Annotated in this window: 12 protein-coding genes; 9 read left to right on the forward strand and 3 right to left on the reverse strand. The window is 66.2% G+C overall.

Annotated elements, in window-relative coordinates:
* The first annotated feature begins 13 nt into the window (after positions 1-13).
* The 9 genes from trpC (at position 14) to ACWDPV_RS17000 (ending at position 16,151) form a co-directional block, all read left to right on the forward strand.
* On the forward strand, positions 14-832 hold the full coding sequence (trpC, locus tag ACWDPV_RS16960) for an indole-3-glycerol phosphate synthase TrpC (RefSeq protein WP_449743944.1): 819 nt from the start codon (positions 14-16) through the stop codon (positions 830-832).
* A 60-nt stretch (positions 833-892) separates the two neighbouring features.
* A complete protein-coding gene (gene trpB, locus ACWDPV_RS16965; RefSeq protein ID WP_449743945.1) occupies positions 893-2,173 on the forward strand; it encodes a tryptophan synthase subunit beta in 1,281 nt (426 codons plus the stop codon).
* The gene (trpA, locus tag ACWDPV_RS16970) at positions 2,170-2,991 is read left to right on the forward strand and encodes a tryptophan synthase subunit alpha (RefSeq protein ID WP_449743946.1); all 822 of its coding nucleotides are present in this window, start codon (positions 2,170-2,172) and stop codon (positions 2,989-2,991) included. The genes trpB and trpA overlap by 4 nt, the downstream gene beginning before the upstream one ends.
* A 33-nt stretch (positions 2,992-3,024) precedes the next feature.
* Positions 3,025-4,935, forward strand: coding sequence for a prolipoprotein diacylglyceryl transferase (gene lgt / locus ACWDPV_RS16975; RefSeq protein WP_449743947.1), 1,911 nt, complete (start codon positions 3,025-3,027; stop codon positions 4,933-4,935).
* Between the two features lie 253 nt (positions 4,936-5,188).
* Complete coding sequence (gltB, locus tag ACWDPV_RS16980) at positions 5,189-9,760, forward strand: glutamate synthase large subunit (RefSeq protein WP_449743948.1); 4,572 nt, start codon at positions 5,189-5,191, stop codon at positions 9,758-9,760.
* Positions 9,753-11,258 (forward strand): glutamate synthase subunit beta, encoded by a 1,506-nt coding sequence (locus ACWDPV_RS16985; RefSeq protein ID WP_449743949.1) that lies wholly within the window; start codon positions 9,753-9,755, stop codon positions 11,256-11,258. The genes gltB and ACWDPV_RS16985 overlap by 8 nt, the downstream gene beginning before the upstream one ends.
* Before the next feature lie 179 nt (positions 11,259-11,437).
* Positions 11,438-12,871 carry a pyruvate kinase gene (gene pyk, locus ACWDPV_RS16990; protein ID WP_449743950.1) on the forward strand — a complete coding sequence of 478 codons (1,434 nt, stop codon included), beginning with the start codon at positions 11,438-11,440 and terminating at the stop codon, positions 12,869-12,871.
* 420 nt (positions 12,872-13,291) lie between these two features.
* Positions 13,292-14,170 (forward strand): acyl-CoA thioesterase, encoded by an 879-nt coding sequence (locus ACWDPV_RS16995; protein WP_348808084.1) that lies wholly within the window; start codon positions 13,292-13,294, stop codon positions 14,168-14,170.
* A 148-nt stretch (positions 14,171-14,318) separates the two neighbouring features.
* Positions 14,319-16,151 carry an AMP-dependent synthetase/ligase gene (locus ACWDPV_RS17000; protein ID WP_348808085.1) on the forward strand — a complete coding sequence of 611 codons (1,833 nt, stop codon included), beginning with the start codon at positions 14,319-14,321 and terminating at the stop codon, positions 16,149-16,151.
* Here ACWDPV_RS17000 and ACWDPV_RS17005 read toward each other — a convergent pair.
* The 3 genes from ACWDPV_RS17005 to ACWDPV_RS17015 all read right to left on the reverse strand — a co-directional run bounded on the left by ACWDPV_RS17005 (position 16,109) and on the right by ACWDPV_RS17015 (position 17,963).
* Positions 16,109-16,816 carry a DUF998 domain-containing protein gene (locus ACWDPV_RS17005; RefSeq protein ID WP_449743951.1) on the reverse strand — a complete coding sequence of 236 codons (708 nt, stop codon included), beginning with the start codon at positions 16,814-16,816 and terminating at the stop codon, positions 16,109-16,111. The genes ACWDPV_RS17000 and ACWDPV_RS17005 overlap by 43 nt on opposite strands.
* A gap of 92 nt (positions 16,817-16,908) precedes the next feature.
* Complete coding sequence (locus tag ACWDPV_RS17010; RefSeq protein ID WP_348804002.1) at positions 16,909-17,226, reverse strand: Rossmann-fold NAD(P)-binding domain-containing protein; 318 nt, start codon at positions 17,224-17,226, stop codon at positions 16,909-16,911.
* A 107-nt stretch (positions 17,227-17,333) separates the two neighbouring features.
* Positions 17,334-17,963, reverse strand: coding sequence for a TetR/AcrR family transcriptional regulator (locus ACWDPV_RS17015; protein ID WP_348804001.1), 630 nt, complete (start codon positions 17,961-17,963; stop codon positions 17,334-17,336).
* Positions 17,964-17,975 lie beyond the last annotated feature (12 nt).

The following is a 17,975-nucleotide window of genomic DNA, read 5'->3' on the forward strand; positions in this document are numbered from 1 at the left end:
GTAACCAGCTGTCGTGAGCATGCCGAACGTCCTCGAGTCGATCATCGAGGGAGTCAAGGCCGACGTCGCCGCGCGTGAAGCGGTCGTCGATTACGCCGCCGTCAAAGCGGCCTCCGAGCAGGCCGCCGACCCCAAAGACGTGATGGCCGCGCTCCGACAGCCCGGTATCGGGGTGATCGCCGAGGTGAAGCGCGCCAGCCCGTCGAAGGGTGATCTGGCGACCATCGCCGATCCGGCCGAATTGGCCACCGCCTACGAGGCCGGTGGCGCGCGCATCATCAGCGTGCTGACCGAGGAGCGACGATTCCGCGGCTCTCTCGCCGACCTCGACGCGGTGCGTGCCGCGGTGAACATTCCGGTGCTGCGCAAGGACTTCATCGTCGGGCCGTACCAGATCCACGAGGCCCGCGCCCACGGTGCGGACATGATCCTGCTGATCGTCGCCGCGCTGGAACAGAATGTGCTGGCGTCGCTGCTCGACCGCACCGAGAGTCTGGGCATGACGGCACTCGTCGAGGTGCACACCGAGGAGGAGGCCAATCGCGCACTCGAAGCGGGTGCGTCGGTGGTGGGCGTCAACAATCGCAATCTCAAGACCCTCGAGGTCGACCGTGACAATTTCTCGCGGATCGCCCCGGGGCTGCCCACCAAGGTCATCCGCGTCGCCGAATCCGGTGTTCGTGGTACCGCCGACCTGCTGGCGTTCGCGGGTGCCGGCGCCGACGCGGTACTGGTGGGCGAAGGTTTGGTGACCAGCGGTGACCCGCGCACCGCGGTGTCCGAGCTGGTGACCGCCGGAACCCATCCATCTTGTCCGAAACCTGTTCGCTGACAGCCTCATTCGGCGTACGCCGGATGCGGCCGTGGTGACGTGACTGCAGTGAGGTCTCCTGTGACGATCGAATTTCCTACGGCCAGTAAGGGTGTGGCCACCCGCACGTCGATCGAACCCGACGAGGGCGGGCATTTCGGGGAGTACGGTGGCCGGCACGTCCCCGAGGCGTTGATGGCCGTCATCGATGACGTCACCACCTCGTATGAGAAGCTGCGCAGCGACGATGGCTTCCTCACCGAACTCGATCGGCTGCAACGCGATTACGTCGGTCGCCCGTCGCCGCTGTACGAGGCGACCCGGCTGAGCGCGGAGGCCGGCGGAGCGCGGATCTTCCTCAAGCGAGAAGACCTCAACCACACCGGATCTCACAAGATCAACAACGTGCTCGGGCAGTTGCTGCTGGCGCGCCGGATGGGCAAGTCACGCATCATCGCCGAGACGGGCGCGGGTCAGCACGGCGTCGCCACCGCCACCGGATGTGCCCTCTTCGGCATGGAATGCATCATCTACATGGGCCGCGTCGACACCGAACGACAGGCCCTCAACGTCGCCCGGATGCGGCTGCTCGGCGCGTCGGTCATCGCCGTCGACACCGGCTCGGCCACGCTGAAGGACGCCATCAACGAGGCGCTGCGTGATTGGGTCACCAATGCGCACAACACCTATTACTGTTTCGGTACCGCGGCGGGCCCACATCCGTTCCCGATGCTGGTCCGCGATCTGCAACGCATCGTCGGACTCGAGGCGCGTGCTCAGATCCTCGAGCAGGCCGGACGCCTGCCCGACGCGGTGACCGCGTGTATCGGCGGCGGCTCCAACGCCATCGGCATCTTCCATCCGTTCATCGACGACACCGGTGTGCGATTGGTCGGCTACGAGGCGGCCGGTGACGGCGTCGAGACCGGCCGGCATGCGGCCACATTCACCGGGGGTACTCCCGGTGCGTTCCAGGGCGCCTTCTCCTACCTGCTGCAGGACGAGGACGGCCAGACCATCGAATCGCATTCGATCTCGGCCGGATTGGACTATCCGGGGGTCGGACCCGAGCATGCCTACCTCAAGGACATCGGGCGGGCGGAGTATCAGCCGATCACCGACACGGAGGCGATGGAGGCGTTGGCCCTGCTGAGCCGTACCGAGGGCATCATTCCCGCGATCGAATCGGCGCATGCGGTGGCCGGCTCCCTCAAGCTCGGCCGTGAGTTGGGTGAGGGCGCGATCATCGTCGTCAGCCTCTCGGGTCGCGGTGACAAGGATGTCGACACCGCCGCGCGATGGTTCCACCTGTTCGACGAGCCGACCGACACCGACACATCCGAAGGAGCGCACGCCCGATGACCCCGAGCACCATCGCCCACGTCGGTCCGTCCCGGCTGTCGCCGGTCTTCGAGAAGTGCCGCGAGCAGGGTCGCGCGGCGCTCATCGGCTACCTGCCCGTCGGGTACCCGACTGTCGCCGCGTCGATCGATTCGTTCACCACGATGGTCGAGGCGGGCTGCGACATCATCGAGGTCGGCATCCCCTATTCGGATCCGGTGATGGACGGCCCGACCATCCAGGAAGCCGCCGACCTGGCATTGACCAACGGGGTGCGGGTCCGGGACGTGTTCACCGCGGTCCGCGCCATCACCGATGCGGGTGGGCAGGCGGTGGTGATGAGCTACTGGAATCCGATCCTGCAGTACGGCGTCGAACGCTTCGCCCATGATCTCGCCGAAGCCGGCGGAGCCGGACTGATCACCCCCAACCTGATCCCGGAGGAGGGCCAGGCATGGCACGTCGCCTCCGACGAGTACGGCCTGGACCGCATCTACCTGGTCGCGCCGTCCTCGACCCCGGAACGGCTCGCCCTGACCATCGACTCGTGCCGCGGATTCGTCTACGCGGCATCGACGATGGGTGTCACCGGTGCCCGGACCACCGTGTCGAACGCGGCGCCCGAACTGTGCGCGCGGGTGCGGGAGTATTCCGACATCCCGATCGGCGTCGGACTCGGTGTCCGCAGCGGTGCGCAGGCCGCCGAGATCGCGTCCTACGCCGACGGCGTCATCGTCGGATCGGCACTGGTCAGTGCTGCCGAGCAGAGCCCGGGTGCCTTGCGTGCGCTTGTTTCCGAGCTCGCCGATGGTGTTGCGCATCCGACCCCACCGCGGTGAGCAGGCCGTCAGCGGTCGGCTAGGGTGTCAGGCGTGATCGCGCCGACAACGACGTTGCTCGCCTACATCCCGAGTCCACCGCAGGGTGTGTGGCATCTGGGCCCGGTCCCGGTACGTGCCTATGCGCTATGCATCATCGTCGGCATCATCCTGGCCGTCTGGTGGGGGGACCGCCGGTGGATCGCACGCGGGGGACAGCCCGGTGAGGTCCTCGACGTCGCGATCTGGGCCGTCCCGTTCGGATTGATCGGTGGCCGGATCTATCACGTCCTCACCGACTGGCAGATCTACTTCGGCGATGGTGGGAAGTCGCCCATCGACACCCTCCGAATCTGGGACGGTGGTCTCGGAATCTGGGGCGCGGTGATCTTCGGTGCCCTGGGCGCCTGGATCGGGTGTCGCCGACACGGGATCAAGTTGCCGGCCTTCGGCGATGCGATCGCCCCGCCGATTCTGCTCGCACAGGCCATCGGTCGCCTCGGCAACTACTTCAATCAGGAACTGTACGGGCGCGACACGACCGTCCCGTGGGGCCTGGAGATCTTTGAACGTTCCGACGGCTATCAAACCGGTCCCGGACTCATCAACGGCACCTCGACCGGTCAGGTGTACGCGATAGTCCATCCCACCTTCCTCTACGAGATGGTGTGGAATCTGCTGATCGTGCTGGCCCTGGTGCTGATCGATCGCCAGTTCCGCATCGGCCACGGGCGTCTGTTCGCCCTGTATGTCGCCGGCTACTGCGCCGGCCGGTTCATCGTCGAGTTGTTGCGCTCGGACACCGTCTACACCTTCATCGCGGGAATCCGTATCAACGTCTTCACCTCGGCATTGCTGTTTGTGGCGGCAGCCATCTACTTCGTGGTGGCGACCAAGGGCCGTGAACGTGGTCTGGAGATGTACCACGCGGGCCGCGCCGAGGAACTCGAGGCGCTCGGCGCCGTCGGATACGTCGACGAGTACGAGTACGACGAGGACACCCAGGACGACGAGGACACCCAGGTTCAGGCCGACGAGGTAGACGAGGTAATGGACACCGAGGAGTTCGACGACGACGCGCAGACAACCGATGCCGGCGACGACGCGACGGATACCCAGGTGATCGCCAAGGGCCTGGAAGAGGCCGACGAGGACCGTGCCGTCGAGTCCGACACCGACAGCGCTCCCGAGGACGCCGACAGCGCTCAGTCCGACACTGACAGCGCTCCCGACACCACTGACAGCGCTCAGCCTGACACTGACAGCGCTCAGTCTGACGTTGACAGCGCTCGCGAGGACGTTGACGGCGCTCAGTCTGACGTTGACAGCGCTCAGTCTGACGCTGACAGCGCTCCCGACACCACTGACAGCGCTCCCGACACCACTGACAGCGCTCCCGACACCACTGACAGCGCTCCGGAGGACGTTGACAGCGCTCGCGAGGACGTTGACGGCGCTCAGTCTGACACTGACAGCGCTCCCGACGACGTTGACGGCGCTCAGTCTGACACTGACAGCGCTCCCGACGACGTTGACGGCGCTCAGTCCGACACTGACGGCGCTTCCGATGCCACCGAATCCGAGGCCGACGTGATCCACGTCGATGACCCGGTCGACGACTCGCAGATCATCGAGGGCACCGGTGAGGTCGCCGACGCCACTGCGTGGACCCCGGAAGCGGACGATTCCGAGAGTTCGAGCTCCGACGCCAATGTCGTCATCGTCGACGATCCCGTCGACGACTCCGAGATCATCGAGGGCACTGCCGAGGTCGCCGACGCGACGGCCTGGACACCGCCGGAATCGGATACCACCGGGCAGACGGAGACCGCCGCGGAGTCAGACGACGCGGGGGAGACAGAGACCGACGACCAGCCCACGGACGACGCGGACGACACGCCCGCCGCCTCGGCAGACGAGGTGGCCCCCGCCGAATCCGCGGACCGGCGCTCCTCCGACTCCTGACGACACTCGACTTCATCTGACGACGCTCGACTTCACCTGACGACGCCCGACTTCGGATGGCGTCCGACTTCACTGTCGGACAACGTCTGCCGCGCCGACTGCAACGAGCGCACCATCGCCGCGCGTCAGATAAGGTGGAGTCTCACCGTTTGCGGCAGCCCATGTCCGCGGAACGGACACATTGCTCCACGGGCCAGCGCTGTCCCAAAGGACATCATGCATGCGATTCGACTCGAATCCAGTGGAGGTAGTGATGTTGTTTTCGGCGCTTCCGGCGAAGCAGGGACTGTACGACCCCGAGGCAGAGGTCGATTCATGTGGCGTGGCGATGGTCACCAATATCCATGGACGTCGCTCTCACTCGATCGTTGCCGACGGCCTGCTGGCTCTCGAGAACCTGGAACACCGTGGAGCGGCGGGCGCCGAGGCGAACAGCGGTGACGGCGCGGGCATCCTGATTCAACTACCCGACGAATTGTTGCGTGGCTCGGTAGATTTCGACCTGCCACCGGCCAACCCGGACGGTTCCAACACCTATGCGGCCGGCAACTGCTTCCTGCCCGCGGACCCGGCACTGCGTGAGGTCGCGATGGCGCGGGTCACCGATCTCGCGGCCGACGAGGGCATCACCGTGCTCGGATGGCGTGAACTGCCCGTCGACGTCGAAGGCGCGGACATCGGCGAAACCGCTGTCGACTGCATGCCGTACATGGCGCAACTGTTCGTGACCGTCGACCCGGCCACCGGAAGTCCGCGCCTGGGCGGCATCGATCTCGACCGCGCGATCTACCCGTTCCGCAAGCAGGCCGAACGCGTCACCGCCGACATCGAGGAAGCGGGTACCGGCCTGTACTTCCCGTCGTTGTCGAGCCGGACGATGGTCTACAAGGGCATGCTCACCACGATGCAGCTGCCGCTGTACTACCCGGATCTGCGCGACGAGCGGTGCATGAGCGCCATCGCCATCGTCCACTCGCGGTTTTCCACCAACACGTTCCCGTCGTGGCCGCTCGCGCATCCGTTCCGGTTCGTCGCCCACAACGGCGAGATCAATACCGTCCGCGGCAACCGCAACCGGATGCGTGCCCGCGAGGCACTCCTGGACACCGATCTGATCCCGGGCGATCTCAAACGCGCGTTCCCGATCTGCACGCCCGAGGCCTCCGACTCGGCCTCCCTCGACGAGGTCCTCGAATTGCTCCATCTCGGTGGTCGCAGCGTGCCGCATGCGGTGATGCTGATGGTCCCCGAGGCGTGGGAGAACGTGCCCGTGATGGATCCCAAGCGTCGAGCTTTCCTCCAGTTCAACGGGTCTCTGATGGAGGCGTGGGACGGACCGGCCTGTGTGACCTTCACCGACGGCACGGTGGTCGGCGCGGTCCTCGACCGCAACGGCCTGCGCCCGGGTCGCTGGTGGCAGACCCGCGACGGCCGCGTGATCCTGGCCTCCGAGGCCGGGGTCCTCGACGTACCGGTCGACGACGTCGTCTCCAAGGGCCGCCTCGAGCCCGGCAAGATGTTCCTCGTCGACACCGCGCAGGGACGCATCATCCCCGACGAGGAGGTCAAGGGGGATCTGATCCACGCCGAGCCCTACGACGAGTGGCTGCACTCCGGCCTTCTCGACATCGCGACGCTGCCGAGCCGGCCGGTGTACAAGCCCAACCACGACACCGTCGTGCGGCGTCAGGTCACCTTCGGATACACCGAGGAGGACCTGCGGGTTCTGCTCACCCCGATGGCGGCCTCCGGCTACGAACCACTCGGTTCGATGGGCACCGACACCCCGGTGGCCGTCATGTCGCAGCGGTCGCGGTTGCTCTACGACTACTTCGTCGAACTGTTCGCCCAGGTCACCAACCCTCCGTTGGACGCGATCCGCGAGGAGATCGTCACCTCGATGGCCCGTGTGATGGGGCCCGAGCAGAATCTGCTCGACCCGACCGCCGCGTCGTGCCGGCAGATCCAGCTGCACTGGCCGGTCATCGACAACGATGATCTGGCCAAGCTCGTGCACATCAACGACGACGGCGACAACCCGGGGCTGTCGGCCAAGGTGCTGCACGGTCTCTACGAGGTGGCAGACGGCGGGCCGGGTCTGGCGGCCGCGTTGGAGGATCTGCGGACCCGGTCGTCGCAGGCGATCGCCGAGGGGCACCGTACCCTGGTCATCTCCGACCGTCACTCTGACCGCGAACATGCGCCGATCCCGTCGCTGCTGGCGGTCTCGGCGGTCCACCACCACCTTGTCCGCACCAAGGAGCGCACCAAGGTCGCGTTGGTCGTCGAGTCCGGTGACGCCCGCGAAGTCCACCACATCGCGTTGCTGATCGGTTTCGGTGCCGCCGCGGTCAATCCGTACCTGGCCCTCGAATCGATCGAGGATCTCATCACCGAGGGTGAACTGACCGGTGTCGCACCGAGCAAGGCGATCCGCAACTACATCGAGGCGCTCGGCAAGGGCGTGCTCAAGGTGATGAGCAAGATGGGTATCTCCACCATCAGCTCATACACCGCGTCGCAGGCATTCGAGGCGGTGGGCCTGTCCTCGGCGGTGGTCAAGGAATACTTCACCCGCACCGTGTCTCGCCTCGAGGGGGTGGGCCTCGACGAACTCGCCGAAGAGGTCCGCCTCCGGCATCATCGCGCCTTCCCGGAGAACGCCACCGAACAGGTCTATCGGCGTCTTGAGGTCGGCGGCGAGTACCAGTACCGGCGTGAGGGGGAACTGCACATGTTCACCCCCGAGACGGTGTTCCTGCTGCAGCACGCCACCAAGACCGGGCGTGACGAGGTCTTCCAGGAGTACTCCGACAAGGTCGACGCACAGTCCCGCAAGGGCGGCACACTGCGCGGGCTCTTCGAGTTCGATCTCGGCGCAAAGGATCCGATTCCGCTCGACGAGGTCGAACCGGTCGAAGCGATCATGAAGCGCTTCAACACCGGCGCGATGAGCTACGGGTCGATCTCCGCCGAGGCCCACGAGACGATCGCGATCGCGATGAATCGCATTGGCGGACGGTCGAATTCCGGTGAGGGTGGCGAGGACACCGACCGCCTCTACGATCCGGAACGACGCAGCGCCGTCAAGCAGGTCGCCTCTGGCCGGTTCGGTGTCACCAGCGATTACCTGATCAACGCCACCGACATCCAGATCAAGATGGCACAGGGTGCGAAACCCGGTGAGGGTGGCCAACTTCCGGCCTACAAGGTGTACCCGTGGATCGCCAAGACGCGGCACTCCACCCCCGGGGTCGCCCTGATCTCGCCGCCGCCACATCACGACATCTACTCCATCGAGGATCTCGCCCAGCTGATCCACGACCTGAAGAACGCCAACTCCGACGCCCGGATCCACGTCAAACTGGTGTCGGCCGTCGGTGTCGGCACCGTTGCCACCGGCGTGTCCAAGGCGCACGCCGATGTGGTGCTGATCTCCGGATACGACGGCGGCACCGGCGCGTCGCCGCTGACCTCGCTCAAGCACGCCGGCACGCCGTGGGAGATCGGCCTGGCCGATGCTCAGCAGACGTTGATGCTCAACGGATTACGTGATCGCATCACGGTTCAGTGCGACGGCGCGCTGCGCACCGGACGCGACGTCATCATGGCGGCGCTGCTCGGTGCCGAGGAGTACGGATTCTCCACCGCACCGCTGATCGTCACCGGCTGCATCATGATGCGGGTCTGCCACCTCGACACCTGTCCGGTCGGTGTCGCGACGCAGAACCCCCAATTGCGTTCGCGCTTCACCGGTCAGGCCCAACACCTGGTCAACTTCTTCCGGTTCATCGCCGAGGACGTCCGCAAGTATCTCGCCCAGCTCGGCTACCGCACACTCGACGAGGCGATCGGTCAGTCGCAGCGCCTGCACACCGATTCGGCTGTGGCGCACTGGAAGAGCAAGGGTCTCGACCTGAGTCCGATCTTCCGTCGCGTCGAGGACAAGGGCCCCACCCGTCGCGTGCGCGGTCAGGATCACGGCCTCGACAAGGCGCTCGACCAGACCATGATCCAACTCGCCGAAGGCGCACTCGAGGACGCCCACCCGGTCACCCTCGAATTGCCGGTCCGCAACGTCAACCGCACCGTCGGCACGCTTCTCGGTGCGGAGGTCACCCGCCGCTACGGTGCCGAAGGACTCTCCGAGGACACCATCACCGTCAAACTGACCGGCTCGGCGGGCCAGTCGCTCGGCGCGTTCCTGCCGCCGGGCGTGACCATCAATCTCAGCGGCGACACCAACGACTACGTCGGAAAGGGACTGTGCGGCGGGAAGATCGTCGTCGCACCCGACCCCGAGGCGTGGTTCATCGCCGAGGATCAGGTGATCGCAGGCAACACCATCCTGTACGGCGCGACGTCGGGTGAGGTGTACCTGCGCGGAAAGGTCGGGGAGCGGTTCTCGGTCCGCAACTCGGGTGCGACCGCGGTCGTCGAAGGCGTCGGCGACCACGCCTGCGAGTACATGACCGGCGGACGGGTGGTCATTCTCGGCGCGACCGGACGCAACATGGCCGCCGGAATGTCGGGCGGTATCGCCTTCGTCTACGACCTCGATCCGTCGAAGGTCAACTCGGCGATGGTCGAGTTGATGCGGCCCGACCCCGACGACCTGCAGTGGTTGCACGAACACATCGCCAAACACACCGAACTGACCGGTTCGGCGATCGGCGCCTCGATGCTGGCCGACTGGCCGCGTCGATGCCTGGCCTTCACCAAGGTCATGCCGACCGATTACAAACGTGTCCTCGACGCGGCCCGCATGGCCGAAGCCGAAGGGCGCGACGTTGATTCAGCGATCATGGAGGCGGCTCGTGGCTGACCCACGCGGATTCCTGGAAATCTCGAAGAAGGAAGCGAAGTATCGGCCCGTCGCCGAACGCGTACATGACTGGGGCGACGTCTACGAACACGCCGACAATCCGCTGAAGGTGCTCGCTGAGGTGAGCGACCAGGCACGGCGCTGCATGGACTGCGGAATCCCGTTCTGCCACTCCGGAACCGCGGGCTGCCCGCTGGGCAACCTCATCCCGGAATGGAACGACCTGGTCCGTCGTGGCCGCTGGGACGCGGCCAGCGCACGCCTGCACGCCACCAACAACTTCCCCGAGTTCACCGGCATGGTGTGCCCGGCGCCGTGCGAGGCGGCCTGCGTGCTGTCCATCTCGGAGCCGACCACCGGCGGCAGTGTCACCATCAAGCGAATCGAGAAGACCATCGCCCACGAGTCCTGGGCCGAAGGCATCATCGGGCCCGAACCGCCGGCGATCAAGACCGGTAAGTCCGTGGCCGTCGTCGGTTCCGGACCCGCCGGGCTCGCCGCCGCCCAGCAGCTGACCCGCGCCGGTCACGACGTCACCGTGTACGAACGTGACGACCGGATCGGCGGCCTGCTGCGTTACGGCATCCCGGAGTACAAGCTGCAGAAGTCCGACATCGACCGACGCGTCGCCCAGATGCGCGCGGAGGGAACCGAATTCGTCACCAGCTGCGCCGTCGGGACAGACCTGAGCGTCGCCGACCTCCGCGCCCGGCACGACGCGGTGGTCCTCGCCATCGGTGCGATGGCCGCCCGCGACAACCCGGTCCCCGGTCGGGAACTCAACGGCGTGCACCTGGCGATGGAGCACCTGGTGCCCGCCAACCGCGAATGCGAGGGTGACGGACCGTCGCCGATCACCGCCAAGGGCAAGCACGTGGTGATCATCGGTGGCGGCGACACGGGAGCCGACTGCCTCGGCACGGCACACCGCCAGGGCGCGGCCTCGGTGGTGCAGTTGGATTACAACCCCGAACTGCCATCGGATCGGGACGACACCCGCTCACCTTGGCCCACCTGGCCGCTCATCATGCGCACCTCCAGTGCCCACGCCGAAGGCGGCGACCGCAAGTATCAGGTTGCGGTGCAACGCTTCCTGGGTGACGACGACGGCAACGTGACCACCATGGTCCTCGCCGAGGTCGAGGTAGTCCGCGAGGCCGACGGCCGCCGCGTCATCACCCCGGTCAGCGAGGAATTCGAAATCCCCTGTGAATTGGCGCTTTTCGCCATCGGTTTCGCCGGAGTCGAGCGAGGCCCCCTCCTCGACGACCTGCAGATCGAACCCAACCGCCGTGGTGCCCTGTCCTGCGGAAGTGACTGGCAGACCGACGCACCCGGCGTCTACGTGTGCGGAGACGCCCACCGCGGCGCATCTCTGGTCGTGTGGGCCATCGCCGAGGGACGTTCGGTGGCACGATCGGTGGACGAGTTCCTCATGGGCGCCTCGGACCTGCCGTCGCCGGTGCGGCCGGCTGCGTTGCCCCTGTCGGTGCGCTGACCGCGGAGTAGCCCAGACCTCACACCTCGGCACGCCCGGCCGCGGTGTGAGGTCATGAACACAATGAACCGTTGCCACCGGCGATGACCTCGGGCCCCGCCCGAACGCCGAGTGGCGGGGTGATGACGAGTCGTCACTTCCCATAGAGAAGCCACCACGACGGGACTAAGGTGATCACCGTGACACGCCGTACCAAGATCGTTTGCACCCTGGGCCCCGCGACCAACAGCGAGGAACGTCTCAAAGAACTCGTTGAAGCGGGAATGGACGTGGCGCGACTGAACTTCAGTCACGGCAGCCACGACGATCACCGGTTGGTCTACGACCGCGTCCGCCGCGCCAGCGACTCCGTCGAGAAGGCCGTCGGCATCCTCGCCGACCTTCAGGGCCCGAAGATCCGCCTCGGGAAGTTCGTCGACGACGGAGCCCTCAACGGCGAGGTGATGTGGGCGACCGGTGAGGAAGTACGAATCACCGTCGACGACGTCGTCGGCACCCACGACCGTGTGTCCACGACCTACAAAGAACTCGCCCTCGACGCGCAGGTCGGTGACCGACTCCTCGTCGATGACGGCAAGGTCGGACTGTCGGTCATCGCGATCGACGGCAACGACGTCGTCTGCACCGTCACCGAAGGCGGCCCCGTCAGCAACAACAAGGGCCTCAACCTGCCCGGCGTCAAAACCTCGATCCCCGCGCTCAGCGACAGAGACATCAGCGACCTCGAGTTCGCACTCACCCTCGGCGTCGACCTCGTCGCACTGTCCTTCGTCCGCGGACCCGCCGACATCGAACTCGTCCACGAGGTGATGGACCGCGTCGGCCGACGCGTCCCCGTGATCGCCAAACTGGAAAAGCCGGAAGCCGTTGACAACCTCGAAGCCATCGTCCTGGCCTTCGACGGCGTCATGGTCGCCCGCGGTGACCTCGGCGTGGAACTTCCCCTCGAACAAGTGCCACTCGTCCAGAAGCGAGCCATCCAGATGGCGCGCGAGAACGCCAAGCCGGTCATCGTCGCAACCCAGATGCTCGACTCGATGATCGAGAACTCACGCCCCACCCGCGCCGAGGCCTCCGACGTCGCCAACGCCGTACTCGACGGCGCCGACGCCGTCATGCTCTCCGGTGAAACCTCCGTCGGCAAATGGCCCATCGAAACCGTCCAGACGATGACCCGCATCTGCAAGGCCGTCGAAGGCGGATCCCGAGACGTACCACCCCTCTCACACGTCCCCCGCACCAAACGCGGCATCATCTCCTACGCCGCCCGCGACATCGGCGAACGCCTCGAAGTCAAGGCCATGGTCGCCTTCACCCAATCCGGCGACACCGTCAAACGCCTCGCCCGCCTCCACTCCCGCCTACCCCTCCTGGCCTTCACCCCGACCCAAGCGGTGCGATCCCAACTCGCCCTCAGCTGGGGAACCGAAACATTCATCGTCGACCACGTCGACACCACCGACCACATGATCGACCAAGTCGACCACCAACTGCTCCGCATCGGACGCCTCAACGTCGGCGACGTCGTCGTCATCGTCGCCGGCGCCCCACCCGGAACCGTCGGATCGACCAACATGATCCACGTCCACCGAATCGGCGAACAGGACCACTGAGTTGTTGGCGCCGGCTCCGCCGGCGCGTGCCCGGCGGGCTGGCAGCACCGCGTCTTCCTCCTCATCGCGGTGCTGGTTGGCGCCGGCTCCGCCGTCGCGTGCTCACCGGGCCAAAGCACCCTGCCTTCCTCCTCATCGCATTGTCGCTTCGCTCCTCGCTCTTCGTCGTGCAGGCAGGGCGCGCCCGGTGAGCGTGGTGGTTCAGCGGTGGGCGAGTAGCGCTCCTCGCTCTTCGTCGTGCAGGCAGGGCGCGCCCGGTGAGTGTGGTGGGTGCGGTGCCCATTTCTGGCCATTTCCGAAGTATCCACTTCGCGTGACCTGCGGTTTTCCCGACGGATCGGCGTTCTAGGTGCCAGAAATGGGCAAGGTCGGGGCGGCCTGGGGTCGGTGGCCCCGTCTTCACGTCCTAGGCTTGAGGTCATGACTGCGGAAGTGGCCGGTGACCTCGGCAAGCTGCTCCAACTGCTCGATGTCGAGCAACGCGACGAGAACCTCTTCATCGGCCAGCACCCGGAACAGAAGACCGCGCGTACCTTCGGTGGGCAGATGCTCGGGCAAGGCGTGGTCGCGGCGGCGCGCACCCTCACCCGCGGCAACCCGCCCGTGCACGCCCTGCACGCGCACTTCATCCGCGGTGGTGACGTCAACCAGCCGATGGAGTATCACGTCGACCGTTTCCGCGACGGCAAGTCCTTCGCCAACCGGCAGGTGACCGCAAAGCAGAACGACGAAGAGATCTTCACGATGCTGGTGGCCTTCCAGGACAACACTGCCGGACTCGAACACGCCGTGGAGATCCCGCAGGTGCCCTACCCGGAGGAATTGCCCACTCTCGGTGAGCATTTCAAGGGTTTCGAGGATCGAATCGCGACCTTCGTCGACGCTCTGCACCCCATCGACATCCGCTTCGCCAACGACCCGTCCTGGAAGATGCGCGAAGCCGGGGAGACCCTGCGCGACAACCGCGTCTGGATGAAGACCGACGGCGTGATGCCCGACGACCCGATCATGCACGTCGCCGCAATGTGCTACGCCTCCGACACCACCGTGCTCGACTCCATCATCACCACCCACGGACTGTCCTGGGGCATCGACCGCCTGTTCGCGGCGACCGTCAACCATTCGATGTGGTTCCACCGCGACTTCCGCTTCGACGAATGGATGCTCTACGCCACTCGCTCACCGGTGGCCACAGGATCCCGTGGCATGGGTTCCGGACGGTTCTGGATGCGCGACGGCACCCTGGCCACGTCGGTCGTGCAGGAGGCCCTGATCAAGTACTTCCCGCCCAAGAAGTAAGCACCCCACCAGCGGAACCCGCCAGGTGGCACAGTTCCACCTGCGGTTTTTACCTTTGCATTACCAAATCGGCCGAAGCCTCCAGAAACCGCGCGCGGCTGGTTAGTGTGATGGGCAACACTGCCGGCCTGCCTTCTGGGGGAACACCATGTCCGAGTACGAAACGATCACCTTTCCGCACGAGAGCGGCACCGACGTGGCGACCCTGCCCGCGGCGTTCCAGGCCTCGATCGCGCTGCACCCCACCAAGGTTGCACTGCGCACGGTCGGCGGGATCACCGAGATCAGCTGGGCCGAATACGGACGACGGGTCGAGGCCATCGCACGCGGTCTCGCCGCCGTGGGTGTGGCCCGCGGCGACACCGTCGGCATCATGCTCACCAACCGGCCCGAGTTCCACCTCGTCGACACCGCGGCCCTGCACCTGGGGGCCATCCCGTTCTCGATCTACAACACGAGTTCGCCCGACCAGATCGAGTACCTCTTCGGCAACGCCGAGAACCGCATCGTCATCACCGAGCAGGTGTTCCTGCCGGCGATCAAGGCGGCCAGCACCTCCGTGGACACCATCGTCGTGGTCGACGGTCCGGCCGGCGGTGCGATCACCCTCGACGACCTGGAGGGGTCGGGTTCGGCGGACTTCGATTTCACCGCGGCGTGGCAGGCGGTACAACCCGAGGACCTCGCGACACTCATCTACACCTCGGGAACAACCGGTCCGCCCAAGGGCGTGGAGATCACCCATCGCAACATCATCGCCGAACTCGCTTCTCTCGCAGAGGTTGTCGACGTCGGATTCGACGATCGGGTGATCTCGTATCTGCCGGCAGCACACATCGCCGACAGGGTGTCCTCGCACGCGGCCAACATGGCCCGCGGAATCCAGGTGACCACCGTCGCAGATCCCCGCGAGATCGCCGCGGCGCTACCCGAGGTGCGTCCGACCTTCTTCTTCGGTGTCCCGCGCGTCTGGCAGAAGATCCGCGCCGGGATCGAGGCCAAGCTGGCCGAGGAGACGAGCCCGATCAAGAAGAACCTCGGCGCCTGGGCGGTCGCGCGGGGAGCGGCCGCGGCCCAGGCACAACTGGACGGCACCTCCCAGGGGGTCGTCGCCGGACTGCAACACGGGCTCGCCGACAAACTGGTGCTTCAGAAGGTCCGCGCGGCCATCGGCATGGATCAGATCACCTTCGCCGGGTCGGGTGCGGCGGCCATCCCGGCCGAGGTGTTGCAGTTCTTCCTGGGGCTGGGTATCCCGGTGCTCGAGGTGTGGGGCATGTCGGAGACCACCGGTGTCTCCACGATGACCACCCCCGACGACATGGCGATCGGTACCGTCGGCAAGCCGGTGTCGGGTGTCGAGGTGAAACTCGCCGACGACGGGGAACTGCTCATCCGCGGTCCCGTGGTGATGCGGGGCTATCGTAAACAGCCCGACAAGACCGCCGAGAGCATCGACGCCGACGGTTGGCTCGCCACCGGCGACATCGCCGAGATCGACGGCGCCGGCCACGTCAGGATCGTCGACCGCAAGAAGGAACTGATCATCAACGAGGCCGGAAAGAACATGTCGCCGACCAACATCGAGAATGCGATGAAGGCGGCGTCGTCACTGATCGGTCAGGTGGTCGCCATCGGCGACGCCAAACCGTTCGTCTCCGCGCTCGTCGTTCTCGATCCCGACGCCGCCGCGGCCCGTGCGAAGGCGCTGAACATGCCCGACGCCGACATCGCCGCGTTGTCGTCGCACCCGAGGGTGGTCGAGGAGGTGGTGACCGCCGTCCGGACCGGGAACGGAAAACTGTCCCGCGTCGAGCAGGTGAAGCGACTCACCATCGTCCCGGCCGCGTGGGAGCCGGGTGGCGCCGAACTGACCCCGACGATGAAGCTGCGACGCAAGCCGATCGCCGACAAGTACGCCGAGCACATCGAGTTGCTCTACGCCACCGACTCCGATCCGAGCGTCATCGACCTACGGTGACCGCTGTCCCGAGACCAGCGGCGCTGACCAGCCACGGCGACACCCCACAGCACCAGGAACAGTGACATCCCACCGACCTGGATGCGCTGTGCCAGGCCGAGCCGGAAATCCCCGTGGGCGTCGTCGGCGGCGAGCATCCACACCGTCGCGACGGAAATCGTCACCAGCACCGCGAGTCCCCACACGCGCAGCACCGGCCAGTGGCCCTCGCGCCACGCCGAGACCACCGCCAGGATCATCGCGGCGAAGATCGCGAACACCGCCACGGTGCTGGTCAAGGCGTGGACGTGGTGAAGCTGCGGGAGCAGACCACTGGGCTCGGACGGGCAGTTGGGGTCGACATTCGGGATGCACTCGATCGGTGAGAGCGCGTCGGTGATGGTCGCGACACCGAAGACGGCGAGGGCGGCCACCGCGCCGCGTCCGTAGCGTCCGGTGACCGCCGGACGCGGTATCCACAGCAAACCCGCGGCGAGCAGCGCACAGCAACTGGTGGTGATGTCGCCGGCGATGTAGACGTTCCGGTGCGGTCGATGGGCGGCGTCGAGTTCGCTGAGGAAGCTGCGCAGCGGATCCAGCGGTGAGGCCCAGAAGAACTCCAGAACCCACGACGAGTAGCAGATGCCCGCCGCGGCGATGAGGACTCCCGCAATGACCAGTCGCATCGTGGAAGGCACCCGAGAGATCGGCATTCGGCCAGATTAGGCGATCGCGCCGATCGGGTGGCCACGGCGGGGTTCCGCGCGGTCAGCGCACCTCAGGCCACCCGGCGATCGGCGGCCTCGACGTCGCGGAGTTGGCCCGCGGGGTCGACGACCATGATGACCGGCCCCATCCGGTCGGTGGCGCGTTCGATGAGCGAGTCGATCTGGGTGGGATCCGACGGATCGCAGACGACCGTCCAGACCCGATCGTGGACGCCGGCGTCGATGTAGGGGACGAGGTCGTGCGCGTTGCGGCCGGTGACGACCAGGTTGCGGTGTGATCGCAGGACCTGATCGATGATCGTGTTCGCACGGAGGGAGCCGTCGGTGACGACGAGGACGGTGTCGGTGTGGTGGCGTGTGCTGTGCATGTCTCTCAGTTCACGGCGTGGTGCTGGGCCGTGGCCGTGACGACCCTGGCAGTTGGCTGCAGGTTGTCCGCGCTCCCGTGTGGCCCGGTGTGGCGGGGGACTGGTACTCAGACGTCGAACGCGGCCAACAACATTCGTGACGTTGTGGCGATCAGTCGGTCCCGGTCCGCGGTGGGTGGGCGCAGCAGCGCGACACGCAAGCACAGACTTGCCGTTGCGCCCATCGTGATGAACACCAACTCGTCGATCTCCTCGGTGGACAGGTCGGGGCGCAGGCGCATCGGCAGGATGCGTGCCAGTGGTATCAGCGGTGCCTCGATCTCCGACCAGGCCGACCCAAACTCGGAGTCGTCGCCGGTCACCGAGGCGCGCACTACCGGTGCGTGACGCTCGAACGAAGAAGTGAGGCTTTTCACCACGGCGGTGATCGCCGCCCGGGGTTCCTCGTTCATCGCGACCGCGATCGCGGTTGCGAGGTCGGTTCCGATCTGTTGGATCGCCTCGTGTCGGAGGTCGAAGAGGATGTCGTTGAAATCGGCGAAATACCGGTACACCGTGCCGATGCTGACGTCGCATCGATCGGCGATGTCCTGCGTCGATGGCAATCCCTCGGGACGATCGCGCAGCAGTGCGGTGGTGGCGTCGAGGAGTCGTCGGCGCATCTGCACCGCTCGCTGCTGACGCGGGGCGATGCGCTTGCGTTCCGGACGTCGATTGCCGGTGCCTGCGACGGTCATAACATGAATAGT

Source organism: Gordonia sp. NPDC003504 (assembly GCF_053587995.1).